General features: G+C 43.1%; 15 protein-coding genes. 7 read left to right on the top strand and 8 right to left on the bottom strand.

Annotated elements, in window-relative coordinates; translation table 11 throughout:
• Window position 1: 1 nt before the first annotated feature.
• The 3 genes from ABMY45_RS02730 to ABMY45_RS02740 are packed head-to-tail and all read right to left on the bottom strand — an operon-like array spanning window position 2 to window position 6,215.
• Complete coding sequence (locus ABMY45_RS02730; RefSeq protein WP_010606618.1) at window positions 2–823, bottom strand: transporter substrate-binding domain-containing protein; 822 nt, start codon at window positions 821–823, stop codon at window positions 2–4.
• Window positions 820–4,479: a translocation/assembly module TamB domain-containing protein gene (locus ABMY45_RS02735; RefSeq protein ID WP_349288353.1), complete on the bottom strand. Its 3,660-nt coding sequence runs from the start codon at window positions 4,477–4,479 to the stop codon at window positions 820–822. Before ABMY45_RS02735 ends, ABMY45_RS02730 begins: the two co-directional genes overlap by 4 nt.
• The gene (locus ABMY45_RS02740) at window positions 4,479–6,215 is read right to left on the bottom strand and encodes an outer membrane protein assembly factor (RefSeq protein ID WP_102057228.1); all 1,737 of its coding nucleotides are present in this window, start codon (window positions 6,213–6,215) and stop codon (window positions 4,479–4,481) included. Before ABMY45_RS02740 ends, ABMY45_RS02735 begins: the two co-directional genes overlap by 1 nt.
• Before the next feature lie 238 nt (window positions 6,216–6,453).
• Here ABMY45_RS02740 and ABMY45_RS02745 point away from each other — a divergent pair, with 238 nt between their 5' ends.
• Window positions 6,454–6,786 carry a ribonuclease E inhibitor RraB gene (locus ABMY45_RS02745; RefSeq protein ID WP_010606615.1) on the top strand — a complete coding sequence of 111 codons (333 nt, stop codon included), beginning with the start codon at window positions 6,454–6,456 and terminating at the stop codon, window positions 6,784–6,786.
• A gap of 16 nt (window positions 6,787–6,802) precedes the next feature.
• Here the strand turns inward: ABMY45_RS02745 and ABMY45_RS02750 are convergent, their stop codons facing one another.
• The 3 genes from ABMY45_RS02750 to pyrC form a co-directional block, all read right to left on the bottom strand.
• Window positions 6,803–8,557, bottom strand: coding sequence for a DEAD/DEAH box helicase family protein (locus ABMY45_RS02750; protein ID WP_349288398.1), 1,755 nt, complete (start codon window positions 8,555–8,557; stop codon window positions 6,803–6,805).
• A gap of 102 nt (window positions 8,558–8,659) precedes the next feature.
• Window positions 8,660–8,965: an H-NS histone family protein gene (locus tag ABMY45_RS02755; protein ID WP_010606613.1), complete on the bottom strand. Its 306-nt coding sequence runs from the start codon at window positions 8,963–8,965 to the stop codon at window positions 8,660–8,662.
• A 167-nt stretch (window positions 8,966–9,132) separates the two neighbouring features.
• Window positions 9,133–10,170 carry a dihydroorotase gene (gene pyrC / locus ABMY45_RS02760; RefSeq protein ID WP_174169966.1) on the bottom strand — a complete coding sequence of 346 codons (1,038 nt, stop codon included), beginning with the start codon at window positions 10,168–10,170 and terminating at the stop codon, window positions 9,133–9,135.
• A 184-nt stretch (window positions 10,171–10,354) separates the two neighbouring features.
• Here pyrC and ABMY45_RS02765 point away from each other — a divergent pair, with 184 nt between their 5' ends.
• Both ABMY45_RS02765 and ABMY45_RS02770 read left to right on the top strand, forming a co-directional pair.
• A complete protein-coding gene (locus tag ABMY45_RS02765; protein ID WP_010606611.1) occupies window positions 10,355–12,715 on the top strand; it encodes an EAL domain-containing protein in 2,361 nt (786 codons plus the stop codon).
• Window positions 12,716–12,826: 111 nt separating this feature from the next.
• Window positions 12,827–13,027, top strand: coding sequence for a hypothetical protein (locus ABMY45_RS02770; RefSeq protein WP_349288399.1), 201 nt, complete (start codon window positions 12,827–12,829; stop codon window positions 13,025–13,027).
• A 1-nt stretch (window position 13,028) separates the two neighbouring features.
• Here ABMY45_RS02770 and metE read toward each other — a convergent pair whose 3' ends face one another.
• Window positions 13,029–15,305 (bottom strand): 5-methyltetrahydropteroyltriglutamate--homocysteine S-methyltransferase, encoded by a 2,277-nt coding sequence (gene metE / locus ABMY45_RS02775; protein ID WP_349288354.1) that lies wholly within the window; start codon window positions 15,303–15,305, stop codon window positions 13,029–13,031.
• A 289-nt stretch (window positions 15,306–15,594) separates the two neighbouring features.
• On the opposite strand from metE, the gene ABMY45_RS02780 reads away from it, so the two are divergent.
• The 3 genes from ABMY45_RS02780 (at window position 15,595) to ABMY45_RS02790 (ending at window position 17,864) form a co-directional block, all read left to right on the top strand.
• Window positions 15,595–16,482 carry a LysR substrate-binding domain-containing protein gene (locus tag ABMY45_RS02780; protein ID WP_010606609.1) on the top strand — a complete coding sequence of 296 codons (888 nt, stop codon included), beginning with the start codon at window positions 15,595–15,597 and terminating at the stop codon, window positions 16,480–16,482.
• 100 nt (window positions 16,483–16,582) lie between these two features.
• Window positions 16,583–17,347: an ElyC/SanA/YdcF family protein gene (locus tag ABMY45_RS02785; RefSeq protein WP_239422490.1), complete on the top strand. Its 765-nt coding sequence runs from the start codon at window positions 16,583–16,585 to the stop codon at window positions 17,345–17,347.
• Between the two features lie 145 nt (window positions 17,348–17,492).
• A complete protein-coding gene (locus ABMY45_RS02790; RefSeq protein ID WP_010606607.1) occupies window positions 17,493–17,864 on the top strand; it encodes a hypothetical protein in 372 nt (123 codons plus the stop codon).
• Between the two features lie 59 nt (window positions 17,865–17,923).
• Here ABMY45_RS02790 and ABMY45_RS02795 read toward each other — a convergent pair whose 3' ends face one another.
• The gene (locus tag ABMY45_RS02795; protein ID WP_349288355.1) at window positions 17,924–19,258 is read right to left on the bottom strand and encodes a PepSY-associated TM helix domain-containing protein; all 1,335 of its coding nucleotides are present in this window, start codon (window positions 19,256–19,258) and stop codon (window positions 17,924–17,926) included.
• 354 nt (window positions 19,259–19,612) lie between these two features.
• Between ABMY45_RS02795 and ABMY45_RS02800 the strand changes: the two genes are divergently transcribed.
• Entirely contained in the window at window positions 19,613–21,769 is a 2,157-nt protein-coding gene (locus ABMY45_RS02800; protein ID WP_349288356.1) for a TonB-dependent siderophore receptor, read from the top strand.
• Window positions 21,770–21,779: the final 10 nt, after the last annotated feature.

Consider the following 21,779-nt stretch of genomic DNA (forward strand, 5'->3'; position numbering starts at 1 on the left):
ATTATTTTCCTTGTTTATACCAATAAAATGGCACCTCCAACGGCGCACTGGGTGGCAGGTTTGGGTTGTCTAATTCTATGACTGTTTTGTTTTTAAGATCTAGCTTTTCAAGACGAGCGGAAAAGTGTTTTAAAAATAACGCCTCGAATCGGCCATCTTGCAGTGCGCTTTTAAGGCCTTTCTCAATTTGGCTATGGAGCAACGGGTTGTCGTGAGAAACAAAAAAATATACCGCCGAAGGATAGTAAAACACCACATGCTGATCTGCTACCAAATCCGTGTCACTCAGGGCAGCTTCAATACTCACTAAATCGCTTGGTAGCACATCAAAACGTTTTTTCAACAGCATGTCGTAACCACTGTCTTCTTGTGAGAAAGAAGTCACACTGAGGCCATTACGCTCAAAAATCTGATGGTCTGGCCAATCTCTGCGTAAACCAAAAGTAACTCGGCGCAAGTCGCCAATGTAGCGTACTCCGCTCAGTAAGGCTTGATTATGTTTGTGCACTAAAGGAATGCGATAACCCAAAATCCCTTTCACTAGGGGAATGCGAATTGCACTCGCGGCCTTTTCGCGCTGTGAGTTAGTCACTAACCAACTGACATCCAGCCCCCCTTTTTCTCCAAGTAGGCGCACCGCTCTGTCTTGAGAAGGAATACTTCTCACTGATACGAGCCTCGCTGACTCTACCTGGTAGGATAAACTCAAAGTAAGCAGCTCTATAATGTACGGATCGGCACCAGCGCTGATTCTAATTTCCGTTGTTTCTTGTGCTTTGAGAGGAAATATCACAAAACCTAGAACGAGCCAAAGCAGTTTCATTTATCATCCCAATCAAATTTGTATAAGAAGTCTATACTGTTGTACAAACCGCTCGTGGCTTCAACATAAAACTTCGAAAAAACACGATAACGCAGCGCAATTTCATTAATAGACTCAAATACCCCAACACGATAACTGACCTGAACATTGGGGGTGATGTAACCTGACACCTCGACCTGCGTATCGTCACCACTGCCTTTTGCTGATAGGTTAACATCCGAAAGTCCAAGCGATTCCCCCGCCTTACTAAAGAATCCTTCACTGCGGTCAATTCCCTGTGAGAGTAAAAACTGCGTGAGTAGCGCATTATTAGAGGTTTCAGACTCCCCTAAAGGCTGACCGTTAAGTAGGTATGACAGTGCCTTGGCTTGGTCCATTGCAGGCTCTGAAAATACAGTCAAACGCGGCTTAGCAATATTGCCAGTGAGCTCAACACCGGCTATCACATCATTGGCGGTTGTCGCTGGATTTCGAATAGCTCGAATGTTCAAATATGGCTTATCTAATGCGCCATTGAAGCCAATTTGTCCTGTACGGATCAACAAGTCTTGGCCAAATGCACGATATTTCCCCTCTCGCAATTGCAACTCTCCCGTTGCTAACATTGGCGACTCAACTTGCTTGTCAATTTCGATTGCACCGGTAACAAAGCTATCTAGCCCAAGCGCCTTCACCCTAAAGTTATCTTTAACGGTCAGTTTTAAATCTATTTCGTGTTGAACTGGCACCGACATCTGCTTTTTCACTTTGGCATCAACAATGACCTCATCATCGCTTGGAGATGTGACTCCCTCAGGCAGAGATTCAATGTTTACTCGGCCAAACGGCACCACAATTTCTCCAAGTACTCGCGCAATCTTATCTTTATAGGCAAATGTTAGATCCGGGCTTGCGGTTAGTTCAATCTGTGAGTCTGGTTGCACATAAATATTTTCGCCCTTTATTTTTACTTCAGCAGAGAGCTCGGGCGACCAATAGGCTTCGCCAGTTAGTGCTACCTTGCCGCCTTTTGCTGCTGTTAACTCAGCCTCAAGTTGAGCGGAAGTGGCATTAAAATCAAGATTGATGTGACCTTTATCAATTTCAACAGGCAAAGAGTCAGAAGACATAAATAAGCGCTGAGCAGTTAGTTTACCGTTCACTTCAGGGGCCGCGAGGCTACCTGAAATATTTATATCCCCTAACACTTCCCCTTGCAGGTCAAAACTTTGTTCCGTTACTCGGTTTAGTAGCGCTGACAACTTAGCCAGCTCAATTGACTCTATTTTTACGTTACCAGCTAATTGGGGGGATTGTTTATCTAGCGGCACACGCGTATCACCACTGAACTTACCTAAGATTTCGGAGGTCATGCGCCAATCAGCGTGGATTTGTTTGTTATTGGTTTTTAGTAACGCTTTAAATTCAGAAATTGAAAATGTTTGCCCATGAGTCGTAACGCCGGCATCAACAATGTTCAGCTCGCCATCGGCTCGCGTTACTTGGCCATTTTGCCACGCAAGTTTAGCCACGGCCTGAGTTTCACCAGTTACTTTGAGCTCTGCTGGCAACCAAGTTTGTAGTTTAGCAAGTGCCAATTTCTCCAGTTTAACATCGGCTTGCCCTTGTGTGCCTTGTTGCTCGGCTGCAAAACACAAATCAGTATCATCCATCCGCCAACACTGCTTTGCAATGCGTTGACTGACTTCACTGATCACGATTGCGGCAGGACTTTGCAATGCTATCGTTTGCCCTTGAGAAGTTACCTCTCCAGACGATAATTCTCCCTGCCAAGTGGACTGTTGCAACTTGCCATTGACTTCAAAGCTTGCAACCACTCGCTTATCACGAATATCCAATGTCGCGTTATGTTGCTGCTGATTGCCTTTCACAGCTAAACGAATGTCTTCAACCATTTCAGAGTCAACAATCAAACGGTCTAATGCCAGTTTAATTTGCCCAGTCACTTCATTGGCAATATCAACCGTGCCTTTCGTCGTTAAGCCATGTAGTGCTATATTCTGGTAACGCACAGAGTCAAACTTAATATCGGTCTGAATCCTTGGCTTGAGGTGGTCGCCCTGAACAAAGATTTCACCACTGCCCTTTAAGTCAGCTGGAATAAGCGTATTTGCCGCCTGCTCAAACTGAAAGTCAATATCGAGATCTAACTGCTGACCAAGCTCACCGCTTACCGTCAGGCTATTTTTGCCATAATTCAGGCGTGCATGGCTAAACTCACCTAGCAGGCTTTCATCCACAACGACCTTAACGTCCGCATTAAGTGGTGTACCCGCTACTTTACCATCGAGCTTAAAGCGCTCAACATTAACCTGCCACTGTTCACCTTGACTCATAAAATCAAACGCGAATTGCCCTGCCAGCATATCGTTTTTCGTCAGGCCTGCATCGTATTGCACTAGCCCTAGTAATCTATCGACTGGTAGCTGAGAAAAGTCCCCGTTCACTTTACCCTTCACCCCTTGCGACCAGTTCACTTGTCCCGCGATTTGCGCTTGCGCTTTTTCAAGCTGAAGCTTTGCTTTAGCTAATGTAAACGCTTGTAGTCCACCTTGCCCTTCAAGTGTCGCGGTAACATCACCAAACTGCACAGTATTAACAGCGATTGAGCCTGACAAATTGTATTTTGAGGCATCCCCGCTCAAGCCGAGTGTCGCACCTTTTAAAGTCGTGGGCTCTGAAGGAATAACTAATTTATCTATTTGACCCTGTAAATCAAAAGGCCAGTTTGTCGCTGTCAAATCCGCATGGGCTTGCAGTTTTGCAAACGCCATTCCCTCGCTATTCAAAGTAAGCGTGAGATCGTGAGGGCGACCCGCCAGTGTTAAACTGGCTAACCCCTGTGGCGCACTCAAGGTTGACCTCAGATCAATAGTCCAGTCATTAAGCAAGATTTTTGCCGCTGCTGATATAAACCATTCTTGATAGTTAAGCTGAACCTGCTCCACGTCCACATTTTCAGCCACTACAACTTGAGAAAGCTTGATATTCTCAAGTGTTTGCTCATCTACCGCGAGATTGTTAATCTTTAACTCGCCGAGCTCAGCGGTTAGCGGCAGATCTATCTTAGGCAGTTGGAGTGGCGCTATTGCATTAAATGGTGCTGGCGATTTTGCAGGCACAGGCTGTTCAGTTGCCTTTGTGGTCAACTTCACACTGTCTAACAGCAAAAAAGGGACATTAAAATGTGAGCCAGAACCTGAAAACTGCGTGTCTAAGCCTTGCAATCGCACAGTAATTTCCGGCGTGTCCAACGAGAATTGCTGAACTTGAGCACGTTTTATTGCAATTGGCAGTGGTAACTCAACTTGGCCACTTTCAGTAGTTTCCGCTTCGCTGACACTTTTCTGCTTTTGTACGATCGCTATCGTTTTTGCGTCTAGCGCAATGCAAACGCTGGCACAGGTCAACCACTCAACAGTGACTTTGGTGTCTCTAAGACGAATATCTATATTGTCATTGTGATAACGCAACGTAAGATTGGCGCCAGATAACAAGCGCTTATCTAAGCCATCGATTTCTAACCCTGAAACCGTTTTATTCGCTGTCCAAACCAGTAACTTTTGCCCAGGCAAGGTAAAGCATAAACAAACCAAAAGTAAAAATAAGCTAATAATGGCAGTAATGATTTTGATTCTTAAGCTTCTGAACTGCATTAGATTTCAGGTCCTATAACAATACTGAGACGGGTGCTTTTACTTTCTTTGGTCAGCCCCCAAGCATGATCGAGCCGGATTGGACCAACGGGGGTTAAATAACGAAAACCAAACCCAGCTCCAACTTCCCAAGCGTCCGAGAAATCGTTCGTTGCAGTACCCGCATCAACAAACAAAGCAGCTCGCCAACTTGGATGGAATTGATAGTTATATTCCACTGTACCAGTGGCTAAATATCTGCCGCCAAGTATGCGCCCTTCGTCATCGCGAGGGCCGATAGATTCATAGGCAAAACCACGGATACTCTGATCCCCCCCAGCAAGAAAACGATGGGTAAACGGAATTTGGTCAATATCCTTTGTCACAATCGCCCCTAAGTCTAAACGACCAAAAAACAAGTGCTTGGTTTCAAAGCTTCTTAACCATTCATTGTTCCATCTCACTTTCAACATATTTGCAGACGATAGTACAGAATCTGCTGCAGCTTCAATGGAGATCAGGCGCTCGTTCCCCCAATAAGGTAGCGCGCCACCTTTACTTTCTTTCTTTAAGTAGCTAATACCTGGGATCAACATTTCCGTCCGTTGTTTTTCGCCTAGCTGTTCCGTAGTTTCGTGTTCACGTTTCAAAAACGCCGTCCTCACCCACTCGTCATCCGTTAGCCATTGTCGCTGTACTTGTACGTTCCAAATCCGGCTGTTGATCCCTTCAGTTACTTCATCCTGCACCTTATAACCGCCTAACACACGCCATAAATCGTCGTTAGGATTGTCTACTGGAATGGTATAACTGGCAGTGATATCTTGTTGCTTTTGCGACAGCCTCAGATTGGATTCAAAGGAATGGCCATCCTCGGTGATCCAAGGTTTAGTCCACTTAAAACGGGTTTTTGCACCCACATCATCACTGTAGCCAGCACCCACTTCAAAGCTATTTGCGGGTTTGTCTTCAACACTCACTCGAACGGGGATCTGATCGCTCGTCCGGTCCTTTAACAGCGGATAAACCTTTATCGCACTAAAATAAGGTGTGGCATTTAAAGACAGATTAAAATCAGACAAGAGGCTAGCTTCAAACGGCTGCCCTTTCGAAAATGGGCTTAGCGAACGTATATAGTTAGCCGCTTTGGTGTTTCCCTCAATAGCAAGGTCGCCAAATTGATAACGTTTACCTGTGTTGAGAAGTAGTCGCACGCCAGCATAGCGATTCGCTTTGTGAACAAGCAACTTGGACTCCTGCCATTGATAATCAAAATATCCAAGTTCTAGTAGCTCGCTTTCAAAGCGGCTTTTCGTTGCCTGATAATCACTATGATTAACTTGCTTGCCAACTTGGATTGGTACATCTTTGATAAGCGAAACTAAATCCGCATTGTCCTTCCCCGTGCCCACAAGCTCAATATTAATATCTTTCCATTTCAGTGGTGCTTCAAGTTTGACTTCGGCTATGACGTTTTGCCCTGCTCCACTGAGTTGAATATCAAAATGATAATAACCTAAAGCATGCAAAGCGCGACGTATGTCCGCACGTACCTCTTTCATCACCCGAGGGACTTTTGGCTTACCTTTGTAAGATTTTAAAAAACCAGTGATGTTGTCTTCTACGTCGCCGTTTTCGACTTTGACTTCAATGTTGGAGATTTTTACTGATGCAGGGCGAGACTCCGCACCTGCGTTAAACGAGGAAAAGCAGCACAAAAAAAGCGCTAGTGTTAAACAAGAGAAATACGGCTTCATTAAAATAAAACGACCTAAATATCGCGACTTATGGGCATCGATAACGCCATTGTGCTTGTGAAAATGGATACTGTAAAACGACTTTTCAGAGAAAGTGCAATTTTACTGAGCTTAAGCTGAACATAGGGTGTATTTTGATGTAACGCAGTGGCTTTATCGCACATTTATTTACATTCATCCTTTTTATTTTCTTGCAGATGACGGACAATAGCAGCAATTGAACCTGCAGAGTGAAATTATGCAATTCCCAAATGATGATAACGGTGAACTTTTAGCTGAGATTGCCGCTGCTGGCGTTGATCTGACGCAAATGCAGAATATCGATTTTTATATTCTTTTCGAGCAAGCTGATGATGCTAAGCGCTTCAGTAGCGCGATTGAGAAAGATGAATTAGCACCTAAAACCCAGTTACAACAATGTCCTGATACTGGCGTTTGGGAAGTGATCACCACAGTGACTATGGTCCCTATGCACGAGCTGCTGAGTCAGACAGAGCAATACCTAGAAAGCATAGCCAATGGCTATGAAGGATATGGTGATGGCTGGGGCTTAATGGCCTCGGAAGAATAAACTTGCTACAGAAAAGCTAACTTTTGTCGGCCTTTCTGTAGCTTCCTTGATAATCAAACAGCTTTTCAGAAACCTGCCAACCAAACTTCTTGTGTAATTTAGCAATCACAAAATCCGGTGCAATTAAGTCAGTATCTATCACTTCTTCAGCTGACTGCCATTGCGCAGGTGCCGATGTTGACTTTCTCCGCTTTGCAAATTGCTGGTGGAATATAAATAGGCTCTTTTGATTAGAAAAGTCATAGACTTCACTGCAACTTGCCCCATCCTCATCAAAGTAAGTAATTTTTAATTTATTGCCACCGAGTACTTCGCTACATAGCCCGCTACAGCGTAATACCATTGCATGTTTTAAATTCAGTGCCGCGCGCAGCTTATCATCTGGGTCTGCCATTATTCCGCCGCACTGATGACATTGCCTTGCAGCAATATCATTTTCTGCACCGCACTGCTCACATTCTTTAAACTTAAAACGATAATCACATTGCTGTGAGTGACCTTCATCGTCTTCAAGCAACCCCTGACAGCGCCTACCAAAATGCTCAATAAGCTTGCCTTGCTCGTCTACCTTGCCCCAGAAAATATTGGCAAAGCCACAACCAGGACACAGCACCTGTACGGGCTCATTGTCTGAATCTGGCTTTTTACTTCCCACTTCAGGTGCAAATAAGTCAAAGTCATTGCCAGCATAATCAATGACAAAGCAAGCTTCTTTATTTTCGTCTAACCTAAGTCCTCTGCCTACAATCTGCTGATAGAGGCTCACGGACTCCGTGGGTCTCAAGATAGCGATAACATCAACATGGGGCGCGTCAAACCCGGTAGTCAGCACAGAAACATTCACTAAATACTTAATTTCTCTATTTTTGAACTGGACGATAAGTGCATCTCTCACGGCAGATTTGGTTTCACCCGTTATTAGCGCACTATATTGCTCAGGTAAATAGCCGAGAATTTCTTTTGCATGCATAACCGTCGCGGCAAAAATCATTACGCCGACCCTATTCTCACTTAGCGCTAGTAAGTGCGAGATAATGCTTTTTGTTGCACGGGTCTGAGCCTGTAATAATGTATTCATATCAGATTCTGAATAACGCCCAAATGAATCTGTACTTAAACTAGAAAAGTCATAATTTTCAACCGCTGGATCAATTTTTTTAGGTGGCGTTAGGTACGAGTTTTTTATCATATGTCTGAGCGGCAGCTCATAAATACACCGCTTAAATGGTGATTCTGCTTTCCCCCTCACAAAACCGTGATAATGCTTATGATATATCCATCCCATACCCAAGCGATAAGGTGTTGCTGTTAAGCCCAGTAACTTTAATTCAGGATTAAATTCAGTCAGCTGGTTTAAAATTTGCTGATACTGACTATTATCATCACCACTTACTCGGTGACATTCATCAATGATAACTAATGAATAGAATTGATTAAGTTGTGACAAATTTCGAGACAACGACTGCACACTGGCAAAAGTCACCTGATGCTGTAACGACTTTTCTTTTAATCCAGCAGAAAAAATGCTCGCTTGTAATCCATAGCTTTTATATTTTTGTGCATTTTGTTCTACAAGCTCTTTAACATGAGTCAACACTAATATTTTGTGCCTAGCAAGCCGTGCAAGCTCCGCAATAACTAAACTCTTTCCGGCGCCAGTAGGCAAAACAATTACTGCAGACTCGCTAGATTTACGAAAGTGGAGCAGTGTATTTTGTACCGCTTCCTGCTGATAAGGTCTTAAAACGTAAATAAGCGCCTCAGGGGATATATAATTAAGTCAAAAAAGGCGTACCTACTAAGGTACGCCTTTTATTTAAGCAATTTAAACAAAGGTTGTTCAATACCGAACCACCTTCATAATAAAGCATTATTAGATTAGATAATCATCTAGGTTAACACCTTGGAATACTTTAGGTGTTTTACCACGGCCAGTCCACTCGATTACCTCACCGTCTTTTTCAATACGGTATTTTGCTTTTACTTTAGAACGACGGTCAGCTGACGTAGTGCCCACTAAATCATCAAGCGTAAGTCCTTTTTCTTTCAGCATAGCCAATACCTCTTCTTTAGCTTGCTGTTGTTCCTTTTGCTCGTCCAGTGCTTTTTGGATAAGCTCTAACGCTTTTTCTAAATCACCGTAGCTTGCATTTTTAATAAAAGACTTGATCTCACGCATTGATACTCTCTCAATTAAGCTTAGTTTTAATATTTATATTGAATACTATATTAAAATTAATAAAAAACAAATTGTATTCTGTGAATTTTAATTTTGTTACGAAAAAAGCGCCATAATAGCGCTTTCTAGTTAGGATTAAGAAGATTTAATTACATTTTGTTTAAATCTCATTCAACTTTCCAGTCAATAGTTGTACCCGCTTTAATAGGAACAACAGATCCTTCACCTAATTTGTATGCATCAGGCACTTGCCAAGGAGACTTAGTCAGCGTAATGGTATCTGTATTGCGTGGTAAGTCATAAAAGTCCGGACCAAAGTGACTCGCAAAGCCTTCTAATTTATCAAGCTCTCCCGCGTCTTCAAATGCTTCGGCGTATAGCTCTATTGCGGCATGTGCAGTGTATGCACCGGCACAGCCACATGCGGCTTCTTTTTTATCTTTCGCATGAGGGGCTGAATCAGTGCCCAAAAAGAATTTCTTACTTCCGCTTGTCGCCGCTTCAATTAGCGCTTGTTGATGTGTATTACGTTTTAAGATAGGTAAGCAATAATAGTGAGGGCGAATACCACCAGCCAACATATGATTGCGGTTATAAAGCAAGTGATGAGCAGTGATAGTTGCTGCAACGTTGTCAGGTGCTTGATTGACAAAATCAACGGCATCTTTTGTTGTGATATGTTCGAGTACGATTTTTAGCGCTGGAAAGTTATCAACGACTTTAGATAGCTTCGTCTCAAGGAATACTTTTTCTCTATCAAAAATATCAATAGATGAGTCCGTCACTTCACCGTGCACAAGCAGCAACATGCCAACTTCTTGCATCGCTTCAAGTGCTGGATACACGTTTTCAATATCCGTTACCCCCGACGCTGAGTTTGTCGTCGCACCGGCTGGATACAACTTAGCAGCAACGATATGACCGGTTGCTTTCGCTTTTTTTATTTCTTCAGGAGTAGTGTTATCCGTAAGGTACAACACCATTAGAGGCTGAAAGTTACCTTGAGGATTAGCGGCCATTATGCGGTCACGATAAGCCAAAGCAGTCTCTGTGCAAGTTGCTGGTGGGACCAGATTTGGCATGATAATCGCGCGGCCCATATAGCGACTAATATCTCTTACCGTATCGACCAATACATCACCATCACGTAGGTGCACATGCCAATCATCTGGTCGTGTAATCGTTAGCGTTTGTTTGCTCGTCATTGCTCTCTTCCACTGCTGAATTTGCCCGATCATAGGCTGCACATGGGTGTTAGTAAAGTTTTTCAGGCCAACCGCAGATTATTTCACTTTGTGAGTTTACTTTAGCGCGTTTTCATTTTTCACAATATTGGTAAATATGTACAATTTAAGTTAACTTAGTAGCATCTTTTCATGAGAAATATGTATGCTATCTGAGAACCAAAAATTAGAATCAAAAACTGAGCAGCTTAGCATCATTAACCAGTTTTCTTCGTCGCTGCTGCATCTAACCAAACTTGACGAATTATTTGAATACGTTACGACACAGGTTGTCAACCGACTGGGGTTTGTAGATTGTGTTATCTATCTCGCTGATCCTTACCAAGAATATCTAGAAGTCGCTGCAAGTATGGGCGTTTCCCATGCTAATGGTGATTATCGTGTTGAACAAACCAAGATAAAGATTGGTTTAGGTATTACTGGTCAAGTAGCAACTACTAGAGCGCCCTTTATTTCTGGAAACGTCGCCGCTCACCCTATGTACATTGCTGACTTACGACCCGCCATGTCAGAGCTTTGTGTACCACTTGAGTATGACGGTCATTTAATCGGTGTGATTGACTGTGAGCATCCAGAGGCCGATTATTTTACCTCCGCACATTTACAGATATTATCGACGGTCGCACATCTGCTCAGTGCCAAAATCCATCAGTTACGTACCTTAGAAAACCTCCAAACCACGATTGCCCAGTTACACCAAGCACAGAATTTAGAAAAGTCCCTGCTTAAAATTGCAAACATCACTTACCGCTTTGAGAACCTTGAAGCTTTTTATGATGACTTATATAAAATCATTGCCTCTCAGCTTTGCGCCGAGAACTTCTTTATCGGCCTTTATGATACTCAACAGGATATTTTAGAAATCGATTATTTGATTGAGGGAGGCGAAAAATGTAATGCACATCAAAAAGTATCAAAAGATCAGATTAAGCATACTGCATCCTACTATATTCTGAAGAACCAACGACCACTGCTGTGTGATAACAATCAATTTAGAATGCACATTACGCGGGGTGATTTTAAAATGGTGGGCCGCTCGCCGCGCTCTTGGTTAGGCGTACCATTTTTGGTTAATGATCAATATCAGGGCGTGATTGTACTGCAAAGCTACAATAACGACCAAGCTTTCGTAAATCATGATTTATCTATTTTGACTTATATAAGTCGTCAAGTCAGCATGGCCATAGACCGGCAGCTTTCACGGCAAGCGTTAGAGCATAGAGCCTTACATGACGATTTAACTGGTCTTGCCAATCGCTATTTATTGTTAGAGCGGATCAAGCATGCCATTTTGAGGCTTGCACGAATCGAGTCCTCTAATTTGCACTGCCTAATTTATCTGGATTTAGACAGATTTAAGAGCATTAATGACTCACTTGGCCACGATGTTGGTGACCATTTCTTGATTGCTATTGTCGAGATGATAAATGGCTGTATTCGCAAAACCGATACATTCGCGCGGCTCGGGGGTGATGAGTTTGCAATTTTTATGGAAAATGTCCAAGACAGGCAACAAGTCACTCTGCTGCTTGATAGGATCACCACAGCAATAACCAAGCCCCTTCATATAGATGGTCATGTTCTGCAAGCTTCTGGCAGTATTGGCGTTGCGTTCACTGATAATGAGTCCGATAGCGCAATTAATTTACTGCAGCAAGCAGATGCCGCCATGTACGAAGCAAAATCTTCGGGTCGGGGTCAGGTCTGCTATTTTAATAATGCCATGCGCAAGCGCCTAAAACAGCAAGCCGATATTGAAAATGATCTGCAACATGGCATAAAAAACAATGAATTTGCGCTGTACTATCAGCCGATATTTTCTCTCACGACTGGCGCTATTGTGAGCTTTGAAGCCCTCGTCCGTTGGTTTCACCCCAAAAATGGTCTCGTCTCTCCAGATGCTTTTATTCCAATTGCAGAGCAAACCGGACAGATCATTGAACTTGACTTACATTTGTTGGAATTAGCAGCCAAACAACTCAAACGTTGGAAAGCGCAAAAGCTGCCGAAAACTCGTGTTACGGTAAATGTTTCATCGCGACATTTCGCAAGCTTAGAGTTCGTAGATACGATCCAGCAACTTTATCATCATTATGAGCTTACACCTGGCTCTTTATGTTTGGAAATCACAGAATCTGGATTAATAGCAAACTTAGCTCTCGCAACCAAAATTATTCAAGGATTAGAATCCCTTGGAGTGAAGCTTTATCTTGACGACTTTGGCACCGGTTACTCTGCTTTAGGTTATTTGCACCAGCTCCCCATTCATGTGCTTAAAATTGATAAGAGCTTTATTGACCAACTAACTGAAAGAGAAAACCCCCTAGTTGATGCGATTTTGAAGCTTGCACAATCACTTAACCTGACCGTTGTCGCTGAAGGTATCGAGCTCGAAACCCAGTGGCAGCTATTAAAGCAAAAAGGCTGTCAGTTTGGCCAAGGTTATATTGTTTCTAAACCATTAGCCGCAGATCAAGCGATGGCATTTTTACTGAGTAGAAACTAGGGCCTGTTGATCTTTCAAGTTTGTTTTTGCAGCAGTTTGATTGGTATTTATACAAGACAGAGCCAGCGTAGCATAGTCATTCTATGTAAGTCTGGCGATAACACAGTAGAAATGCTAATCAAGCGCTGCCCTTTGGGTTCATCTGAGTGCACTTTGTTCATTGTTGCTCAACTTTTGCCTAGATTACTAGGCGGCAAGTCGAGCGTCGCGACCAAAACACACTCAGAAGAACAAAAATCAAACAGCAAAGGTCAACAGGCCCTAGCAAATCCCTCATTGTTTATAAACAATGAGGTGTTTGAACCGGTTTAGTTTAACTTCTACCTAATTCGCTTCTAAGCTCTTTGGTTGCTGCCACCATATTCTCAAGTGCAGCCCGGGTTTCTGTCCATGCTCGAGTTTTAAGCCCACAATCAGGGTTCACCCATAATCTTTCTACTGGGATTTTCTTCGCTGCTTTGTGAATTAAATCTTTTATCCATACCACCTCAGGTACGTTTGGCGTGTGAATATCATAAACGCCAGGCCCGATGTCATTGGGGTAGTCAAAATCTTCAAAGGCGTCGAGTAAGGTCATATTTGAACGTGACGTTTCAATTGTGATCACGTCCGCATCCATATCCGCTATGGCGGCGATAATATCGTTAAACTCCGAATAACACATATGCGTATGGATCTGTGTTTCGTCATTCACACCACTTGCAGATACCCTAAACGCATATGCCGCCCACGCTAAGTAAGTTTTCCACTGACTGGCTTTGAGTGGCATCCCTTCTCTAAATGCAGGCTCATCGATTTGGATCACCTTAATCCCTGCATTTTGCAAATCCACTACTTCATCTCTCAGTGCTAATGCGATTTGATTCGCGATGCTCGGCTTATCTAAGTCATCTCTGACAAACGACCAAAATAAAATAGTCACCGGCCCTGTTAGCATGCCCTTCATCGGTTTTTTGGTTAAGCTCTGTGCATAACTCGTCCACTTCACTGTCATTGGTGCTGCACGCGAGACATCTCCCCAGATCACAGGGGGTTTAACACAGCGCGACCCATAACTTTGCACCCAACCAAACTGCGTAAAGGCAAAGCCTTCGAGTAATTCACCAAAATACTCAACCATATCATTGCGCTCTGCTTCGCCATGTACAAGCACATCTAAGTTAAGCGCTTCTTGTTCTTCAACGGCATAACGGATCTCCGCTTCCATCTGGCTTTGATAAGCATCAGTACTCAACGTACCCGCTTTATAATCACGTCGCGCCTTACGAATAGCTTGGGTTTGTGGGAAAGAGCCTATCGTTGTGGTTGGCAATAAGGGTAAATTTAGCGATTGTGCTTGTTTTTTAATTCTGGTTGCGAATTCACTCGTGCGTTGACCGTCTTTTGCTGTAAGCGCTGAAACACGCTGCTGCACCTCATTATTATTCACTCGAGTAGAAGTCAAACGCGCTTTTACAGGCTTAGAATATTCGACCAACTGGGTAATATCACGCTGCTCCAATGCATTTTTCAATAATGCCAGCTCTTGCCCTTTTTGTTTGGCAAATGCGAGCCAAGACTTTAACTCACTATCAAGCTTTTGCTCTTGCTCTAAGTCCACTGGCGTATGTAATAATGAGCACGAAGGAGCGAGCCAGAGATTATCACCGCGACGTTCATGAACCAGAGCAAGTTGCTGATATACACCTTCGAGATCCGAGCGCCAAATGTTACGACCATTCACAATCCCGAGAGACAGTACGCTATCTTGCCCAACTACTTTCTCTAACGCAGCCAAGTCGTAGTTTGCCGTTACGCAGTCAAAATGCACGCCTTCTACGGGGTAAGATTGAATATCTTCAACATGCGCTTGTACGGAGTCAAAATAACTGGCTAACAACACTTTTACTCCTTGGCCACTCAACGCATCAAAACTCCGGCGCAGCGCGCTGCGATAAGCATCGTCGATTTCCAATGCTAAAATAGGTTCATCAATTTGTACCCACTCAACACCTTGCTGTGCAAGCTTGCCGAGTACCTGCTGATATACAGCCAATAACTTATCTAATAAAACTAATTTATCAAACTCTTGACCAACGCATTTAGCTAAGTAGAGATAGGTTACCGGGCCGACCAATACGGGTTTTGCTCGGTAGCCAAGTAATTGTGCTTCTTCTACTTGAGTAAACAACTCCGTCCAAGTTAGGGAAAATTCCTGCGTTTGAGTTAACTCGGGGACAATGTAATGATAATTGGTGTTGAACCATTTCGTCATTTCACTTGCAGCACACGCACAGCCGCTTGGTGCTCGCCCTCTGCCAATCCGAAACAAAGTATCGAGATTTACAGACTCATCATTTTTGTGACGACTAGGAATAGCGCCGACAAGTAATGAAATATTCAACACGTGATCATACCAAGCAAAATCGCCGACAGGGAGAAGGTCAACACCAGCATCAGCTTGCAATGCCCAATTTTCTGCACGAATGCGCTTTCCTTCCGCGATTAAGTCGTCTTGCGTTAAGTCGCCTGACCAATAGCGCTCTACTGCAAATTTAAGTTCACGTTTTTTGCCTACGCGTGGAAAACCCAAATTATGTGTTAATGCCATGATTTTAATTCCGTCTAGGTGTATGGATGTCTAAATTTAATTATCATAATCAAAAACAACAATTGATGCTTTTTCAGATTTCATATGAATAAAATTAATTTGTAATTTTTTGCAAAATTTTTACAGAAGTAGTGACAACGCTGTCATTTTTAGTGTTATAGTGGATTTGTGAATTTTTGAACAATTCACCGTAGGTATTTAGACGTCTAGACATTGATAATAACTAAATAGAATCGTAATATTGAGTAATGCTGAGATTTGCTCACTTCAAATATGAGAATTGTTGATAATGATTGATATAAAGCACCTAAAGACTATCTCCACCTTGAAAGAAACTGGTTCTCTTGTGAATACAGCACGAGAGCTATTCCTGACTCAATCCGCTTTATCTCATCAGATCAAAGATCTAGAGAACAAACTCGACTGCCAACTATTCGAGCGCAAGACCCAACCGGTACGCTTTACCCCTCAAGGCATGTTGCTATTAGAGCTCGCCAATGATGTATTGCCTAAAGTTGAAGCAACAAAGTGTCGTTTGAAGGAAAGCCTTAACCAGCCCATCTCACAACTCAGATTAAGCGTGGAATGTCATGCTTGTTTTCACTGGTTGCTGCCAACGATTAAAGAATTCAATACCTTTTGGCCTGACATTAAAGTCGATTACGAACGAGGCTTTAGCTATGATGCGATTCCTGACCTTATTGAAGATGAGCTGGACTTAGTGCTTACTTCGGACATTCGAGAACCAGAACAGCTCGAATACGCGCATCTTTTTGACTTTAAATTAAAGTTAATCGTTGCACCAGATCACGAATTGGCCAAGAAGGCCTATGTCACAGCACTCGACCTAAAAGATGAAACCATCATTTCTTACCCTATTCCTCGCGAGCGTCAGGACATATTTAAGCACTTTATTCAAAATGCACGCTTTGATGGTACGCTAAAAACCGTCGATCAAGGTTTATTAATCTTCCAACTTGTGAGTGCGGGTATGGGGGTTGCGGCCTTACCAGACTGGTTGGTCACACCGTATGAAAGCCAAGGGCTGATTAAATCGATTCCTCTAGGCGCTCTTGGGCTAAATCGTCCAATGTATTTAGCAATGAAGAAAAGCATGAAAGATAACCCTGTTTATCGCCATTTCCTCAATACTTGCCGTAAAACCACGGCAAGATAGTTGACTGGGCTCTTTTTGAGCCCTAATTGTTATACATTTCTACAGCTCCCATCTCATGCTAGCATTGCGTCAGGCTTATCTAAATCTAAGGCATGTTTAAATGTTTGAAGTCAAAAAGGTTATCGGTCAACTTCTGATGCCGTTACCGTTATCTTTGGTTGCACTTATGGGGCTCATGTTTTTTATCGCCAAAACACGCAAAGGGCCGTATATCACAGTCTGGTTGGTCCTACTAACTACTTGGAGCATATCCACTCCTTATGTCGCGCAACACATTATCGAGTGGGATAAGGGCACGCTCACCGCATTCAATCCAAGCAGGCACAAAAACATAGACAGAATTGTTGTGCTTGGTTGTAATTTATACCCCGATGATTCCCTCCCCAGTAATGCTCAACTAGGTAGTTGCGGTTTAGCTCGACTAGTTGAAGGCATTAGACTTGCTAATATTTACCCAAAAGCCCAGCTGTATGTTTCTGGTTATGGCTATGGCAACGCAACAAGCGCAGGACTCATGGCTAAAACTGCACAGAGCTTAGGTATTTCCGCTACCCGTATCAAGCAAAACCCCAATGCCAAAGACACCGCAGACGAAGCGAAAATGCTCGCGCCCGTTTTGGTAGATTATGATGTTGCACTTGTCACGTCAGCTTCGCACATGAAACGCGCAAAAAACCTATTTGAAGCACAAGGCGTTGAAGTATTCCCTGCCCCGACAGAGTTTTATAATTTTAAGTCACTCCCATTAAGTCGGCAGTTTATCGCAAATGATAAGGCGCTAGATATAGTCACTCGAATTTGGCATGAACAAGTTGGTAGTATGTGGATCACGATACGTCGCATTATCGACCCTGAAGCACTTTAAGCGTCGAAAAAGGCATCAAAACCAGGCTAAAGTTCGATAAATTGGCGCTGAAAAACGTAAAAAATTGAAAATTTGCGCAAATATGGGTATAAATAGAGTTTAATCTTAACCCGCGTATCCGCGTACAACACGACTAGGATCTACGATGAGTAAACTAGATAAAACTGAAGTACTAAGCGCTTTCGAAGCTGCGTACGAAGCTGCACATGGCAAAAAGCCTGAAATCACTGCAAAGCCAGGTTGGTATAGCATCGATGGTGGCAAAAACATGCGTCTTGCTGAGGTAGCTGAATTAACAGAAGAGCTAACTTCAGGGTCAGCTGTAGCAAGTGAGACAACGCAGGCGCCTGCCAAAAAAGCGAAAACGACTAAGAAAGCGCCGAAGGCAGCAGCTGTAAAATCAGCAAGCTTTACTATCGTTACAGAAAACGAAGATGGCTTCAAAGCGGAAGAACAGTGGATTGCTGAACTAGCAGCAAAAGATCACGACTGTCGCTTACCTCGTGGTGTTGTGTAAGCACAGTTTCATGAGTGAAGAAACCTCGCTGCTGCGAGGTTTTTTTTGGTCAGCTGCAATTAATACCGATTCAACCTGAGCGAAGAAGAGCTATTTTTATGACGTAAATTGAGCAGGGCGGCGCTCCAAACCAGAATAATCAAGCAAGTTAGTGACACCCAGCCTAATAAAAAAGTCAACGAAGCAAGCGGCAATTCCGGCCACTTTCCTGCCATACCATAACCCGCAATTGTGCGATGGGCGTAAAAACAAATGCATAAGACCAATCCGAAACTCAACGCTAGTGATACCATTACACCTCGGTACTCATCTTTGCGGCGCAATTTAAACTGCCGCTTGATATACATGTAAGTACCACTGAGAACCAAAAATGAGAGCACAACCCCAAATATAAACCACAGTATCTTCCCCCATATCCCCGCAAAATTGCCAAAATGTAGAGGATCTGCGGTGTCGGATAATCGCCAATATAGTCCTTGGCTCGATGCTGTTTGGCTATAAACAACTTCCCCCGTGTAAGGGTTGACATAGATCTTGTTTGCCCTATCCCGAACTATCCAATCCTGCGATTGTCCTTCAGCATAAAAATACCCCCCAGAATAGCGAATAGCTTTCACCTCAAGATCGGGTCTCGTCGCTTTTACTATTGCGAATAATTCCACAACAGACAATTGGGGTTTATCCTGTCTCGGCAGTTCAGCCAAAGGATTAACGGCAAAATCCCCAACATCAGTAAAAGCTGTTTTACCATCGACCATATCCATTCGAACAAACTCAAATAGATACCAAATACTCGTAAGCGAAATAACAACCGCAAGCCATAAGCCCCACGCCCCACTTATTTTATGCATACCTGCCATCTTGGCACGTGCATCCCCGCTAAACGTAAATGCAAATAACTTTTTCCACCAGCCGCGATATACATAATGCGCACTCACGGTCGAGATACATAAAGGAACTGCAAAGATGAGCACAAGATAGTATGAAATGATGCTGTCAAACACGCCAAAAAAATGCATATGGAAATCGCGAAAAAAGCGCTGAATATTAAAAAAACTACTTTCACCTAAGATAGTTCCTGAATATGGATCGACATAAACATGTTGCCATGGACTATCAGGCATTCGCATCACGATGTCATGTGCAAAATAGCTATCAGGACCTGTAAAGGCTATCCCAATTTGGGCATCAGGATACGCCTTTTGTACCATCTCGTAAGCTGCTGCTAAGCTTATTTTTGATTGCCCGTCTACTGCCCTCACCTGATCGTTGAATAGCCAATCTAGTTCGTGGGCAATACTCGCAAACGCGCCAGTCCAACATATTATGAACAGCAACACCCCAAACCACACGCCACTCAAACTATGCCAATTGAACCATTGTTTTGCCGTCATGGACCACCTAATAGCGAAGACATAAAACGACTTCACTTCCTTGCCTTGTATTAATATTCAAAAATAGATAAGCCCCTGTGACAGCGCTATCCAACCTAATTGACATCCCACCTAACAATCAGATCCTAACAACTATGAGATTTGGGTAAGCCATTATTTTTGCAATAATTCATTTTTTGCATTACCTCTTATGGTAACAAAAAGAATTATCATTTAGAATTGAAAATAATTTCTGTTTTCAGTTAGAACCATTCAAAAGTTTGGTTCAATCTCAGAAAAATAGCTCCTACATTTCATAGGAACTTTCACCTTTATCTCTTGTGACGAAAAAACAATTTAGGAAAGGAAACACCCATGCAAACCAAAGCGCATCAATCTACAGCACTAGCTCTGATGTTATCACTCCTTTATTTTTCTCCAAATGCGGCAGCAAAAGCCGAGCGCGACAATATTGAACGGATCAGTGTTGTTGGCCAGCCAATCAAGCGTAACTCGGGTCCTACAGGACTTGACCTTACCATTAAAGAAACCCCCCAGTCTGTTACCGTGTTAAGCCACGATTATATAAAAGACTTCGAGCTGAATGACCTTGAGGACATCATGGTACAGGCAACAGGTATCTCAAGATACAAATTTGGCGCGGGTGATAATACTGAGTTTACTTCTCGTGGGTATCTCGTCAATGCATTGGTTAAAGATGGCTTACCGACCTCAATTGCTGGACCACAAGAGAGTCGCTTAGACACTATTGTCTATGACCGAGTAGAGGTTCTTCGGGGCGCTGCGGGGTTAATGGCGGGTGCAGGACAACCATCGGCAACATTAAATGTCATCACAAAACAACCAGACCGAAGTGGATTTGTTGAAGTTGGTGCTGAGATTGGCTCTTGGAATAAAGTGCGTACACACATAGATGCAACAGGCTCCCTAACGAAAGATGAAGCATTGGCCGGACGAGTTATTCTTGCCTATGAGGAAAGAGATAGCTTTGTCGACAAAGAAAATAGTAATAAGATCGTCGCATACACCCAATTACATCATTATTTCTCCGAAGATACCGAAGCCTCGCTTAGTGTTCATTACCAAGACAATGAACTGAAACTATCACCCTGGGGATTACCCATTTTTTACTCTGATGGTAGTTCCGTCGAAATAGACAAGAAAACAAATTTATCATCGCCAGATAGTCACAACGGCAATACCCACCAAAGTTATCATTTAAAATTATCTCACCAAATCAATTTAGATTGGGAACTTAACTTTGGCGCACAATACAGTAAAACAGAAGCTGACATTACCTTGACCTACTTTAGTGGTAACCCAGACAAAGAAACAGGTCTTGGCCTTCAAGGCGGTGACAGACGCTGGGTTGAAACGGTTGATGGGACTAATTTTATTTTGGGACTGGTTGGTCGGTTTGAGTTATTTGACCGCGCACATCAGGTGAATATCACCTATTTAAATGCCGATTTTGAGTCCACAGACGATCGCTTCGAAGAACTGGATGAAAACGCGAGAACAGTATTTTATCCACTCCAATCGATTAATAACCTTCACCCAGCCGCTCATTTAACTGCGACAGATAAGCAATTTATTGGCTATTGGGACAAAACGACGAAAGAACAGAGTATTGCACTCAGCAGTAAGTTAACGTTAACGGATGCCCTTCACGCCATTGTTGGTGTCAAATTTTTTGATTATGAACGTACCAATGAGCGTGACTTTGCTTGGAGCGGATTCTCAAGCGATAAAGGTGAAGAAACCGGTGAGAGCTTATACTTGGGACTGGTTTACGATCTCAATGACCAGATCAGCACGTATGCAAGTTATACCGATGCTTATGAGCCGCAACTAGATAAAGTGGATGCCAATTTAAATCAATTAGCACCAATCACCGCCCGGAACTTAGAAGTCGGCATCAAAACCACACTTTGGGATGACAAACTACGTCTAAACGTCGCTTACTTTGATAGTTTAAAAGAGGACTTCGGTGTTGTTATTCCCGAATATGCAGACCAAAGACCTGCTAAATATCGACCCGTTGATGGTGCTGAAGCCGATGGATTTGAAGTTGAATTAGAAGCAAAGCTGACAGATGATTGGCAAGTAAACCTTGGTTACAGTGATTTTGATGTTGTCGATGAGCATGGCGAAGATATTAACTTGTATGCGCCAAGACAAACGCTCAATGCAAGCACCAAGTATACTTATGGGGCTTGGCGATTAGGGCTAAATGCAACTTGGGATACAGACAGAAAAGTCGATATTTTAAACGTCCCAGGTGTTGACCTTGGACTTCCAACAGGTGGTCGTCGAGGCGCAGTGCGCGCAGATCAAGATAGCCAGCTTTTACTAAATGCACACGTCAAATATCAATTCTCTAGCCAGCTGAGTGTTAAACTGAATATCAGTAATCTCACAGATGAAAGCTATTACGATACTTACGGTTTCGTGCCGAAAAAGTACAGCGAGCCTAGAGCATACAATTTAAGTATGGAATATCTGTTTTAACGTAAAGCAC

It is taken from the genome of Pseudoalteromonas sp. XMcav11-Q (assembly GCF_040104525.1).
Classification (GTDB): domain Bacteria; phylum Pseudomonadota; class Gammaproteobacteria; order Enterobacterales; family Alteromonadaceae; genus Pseudoalteromonas.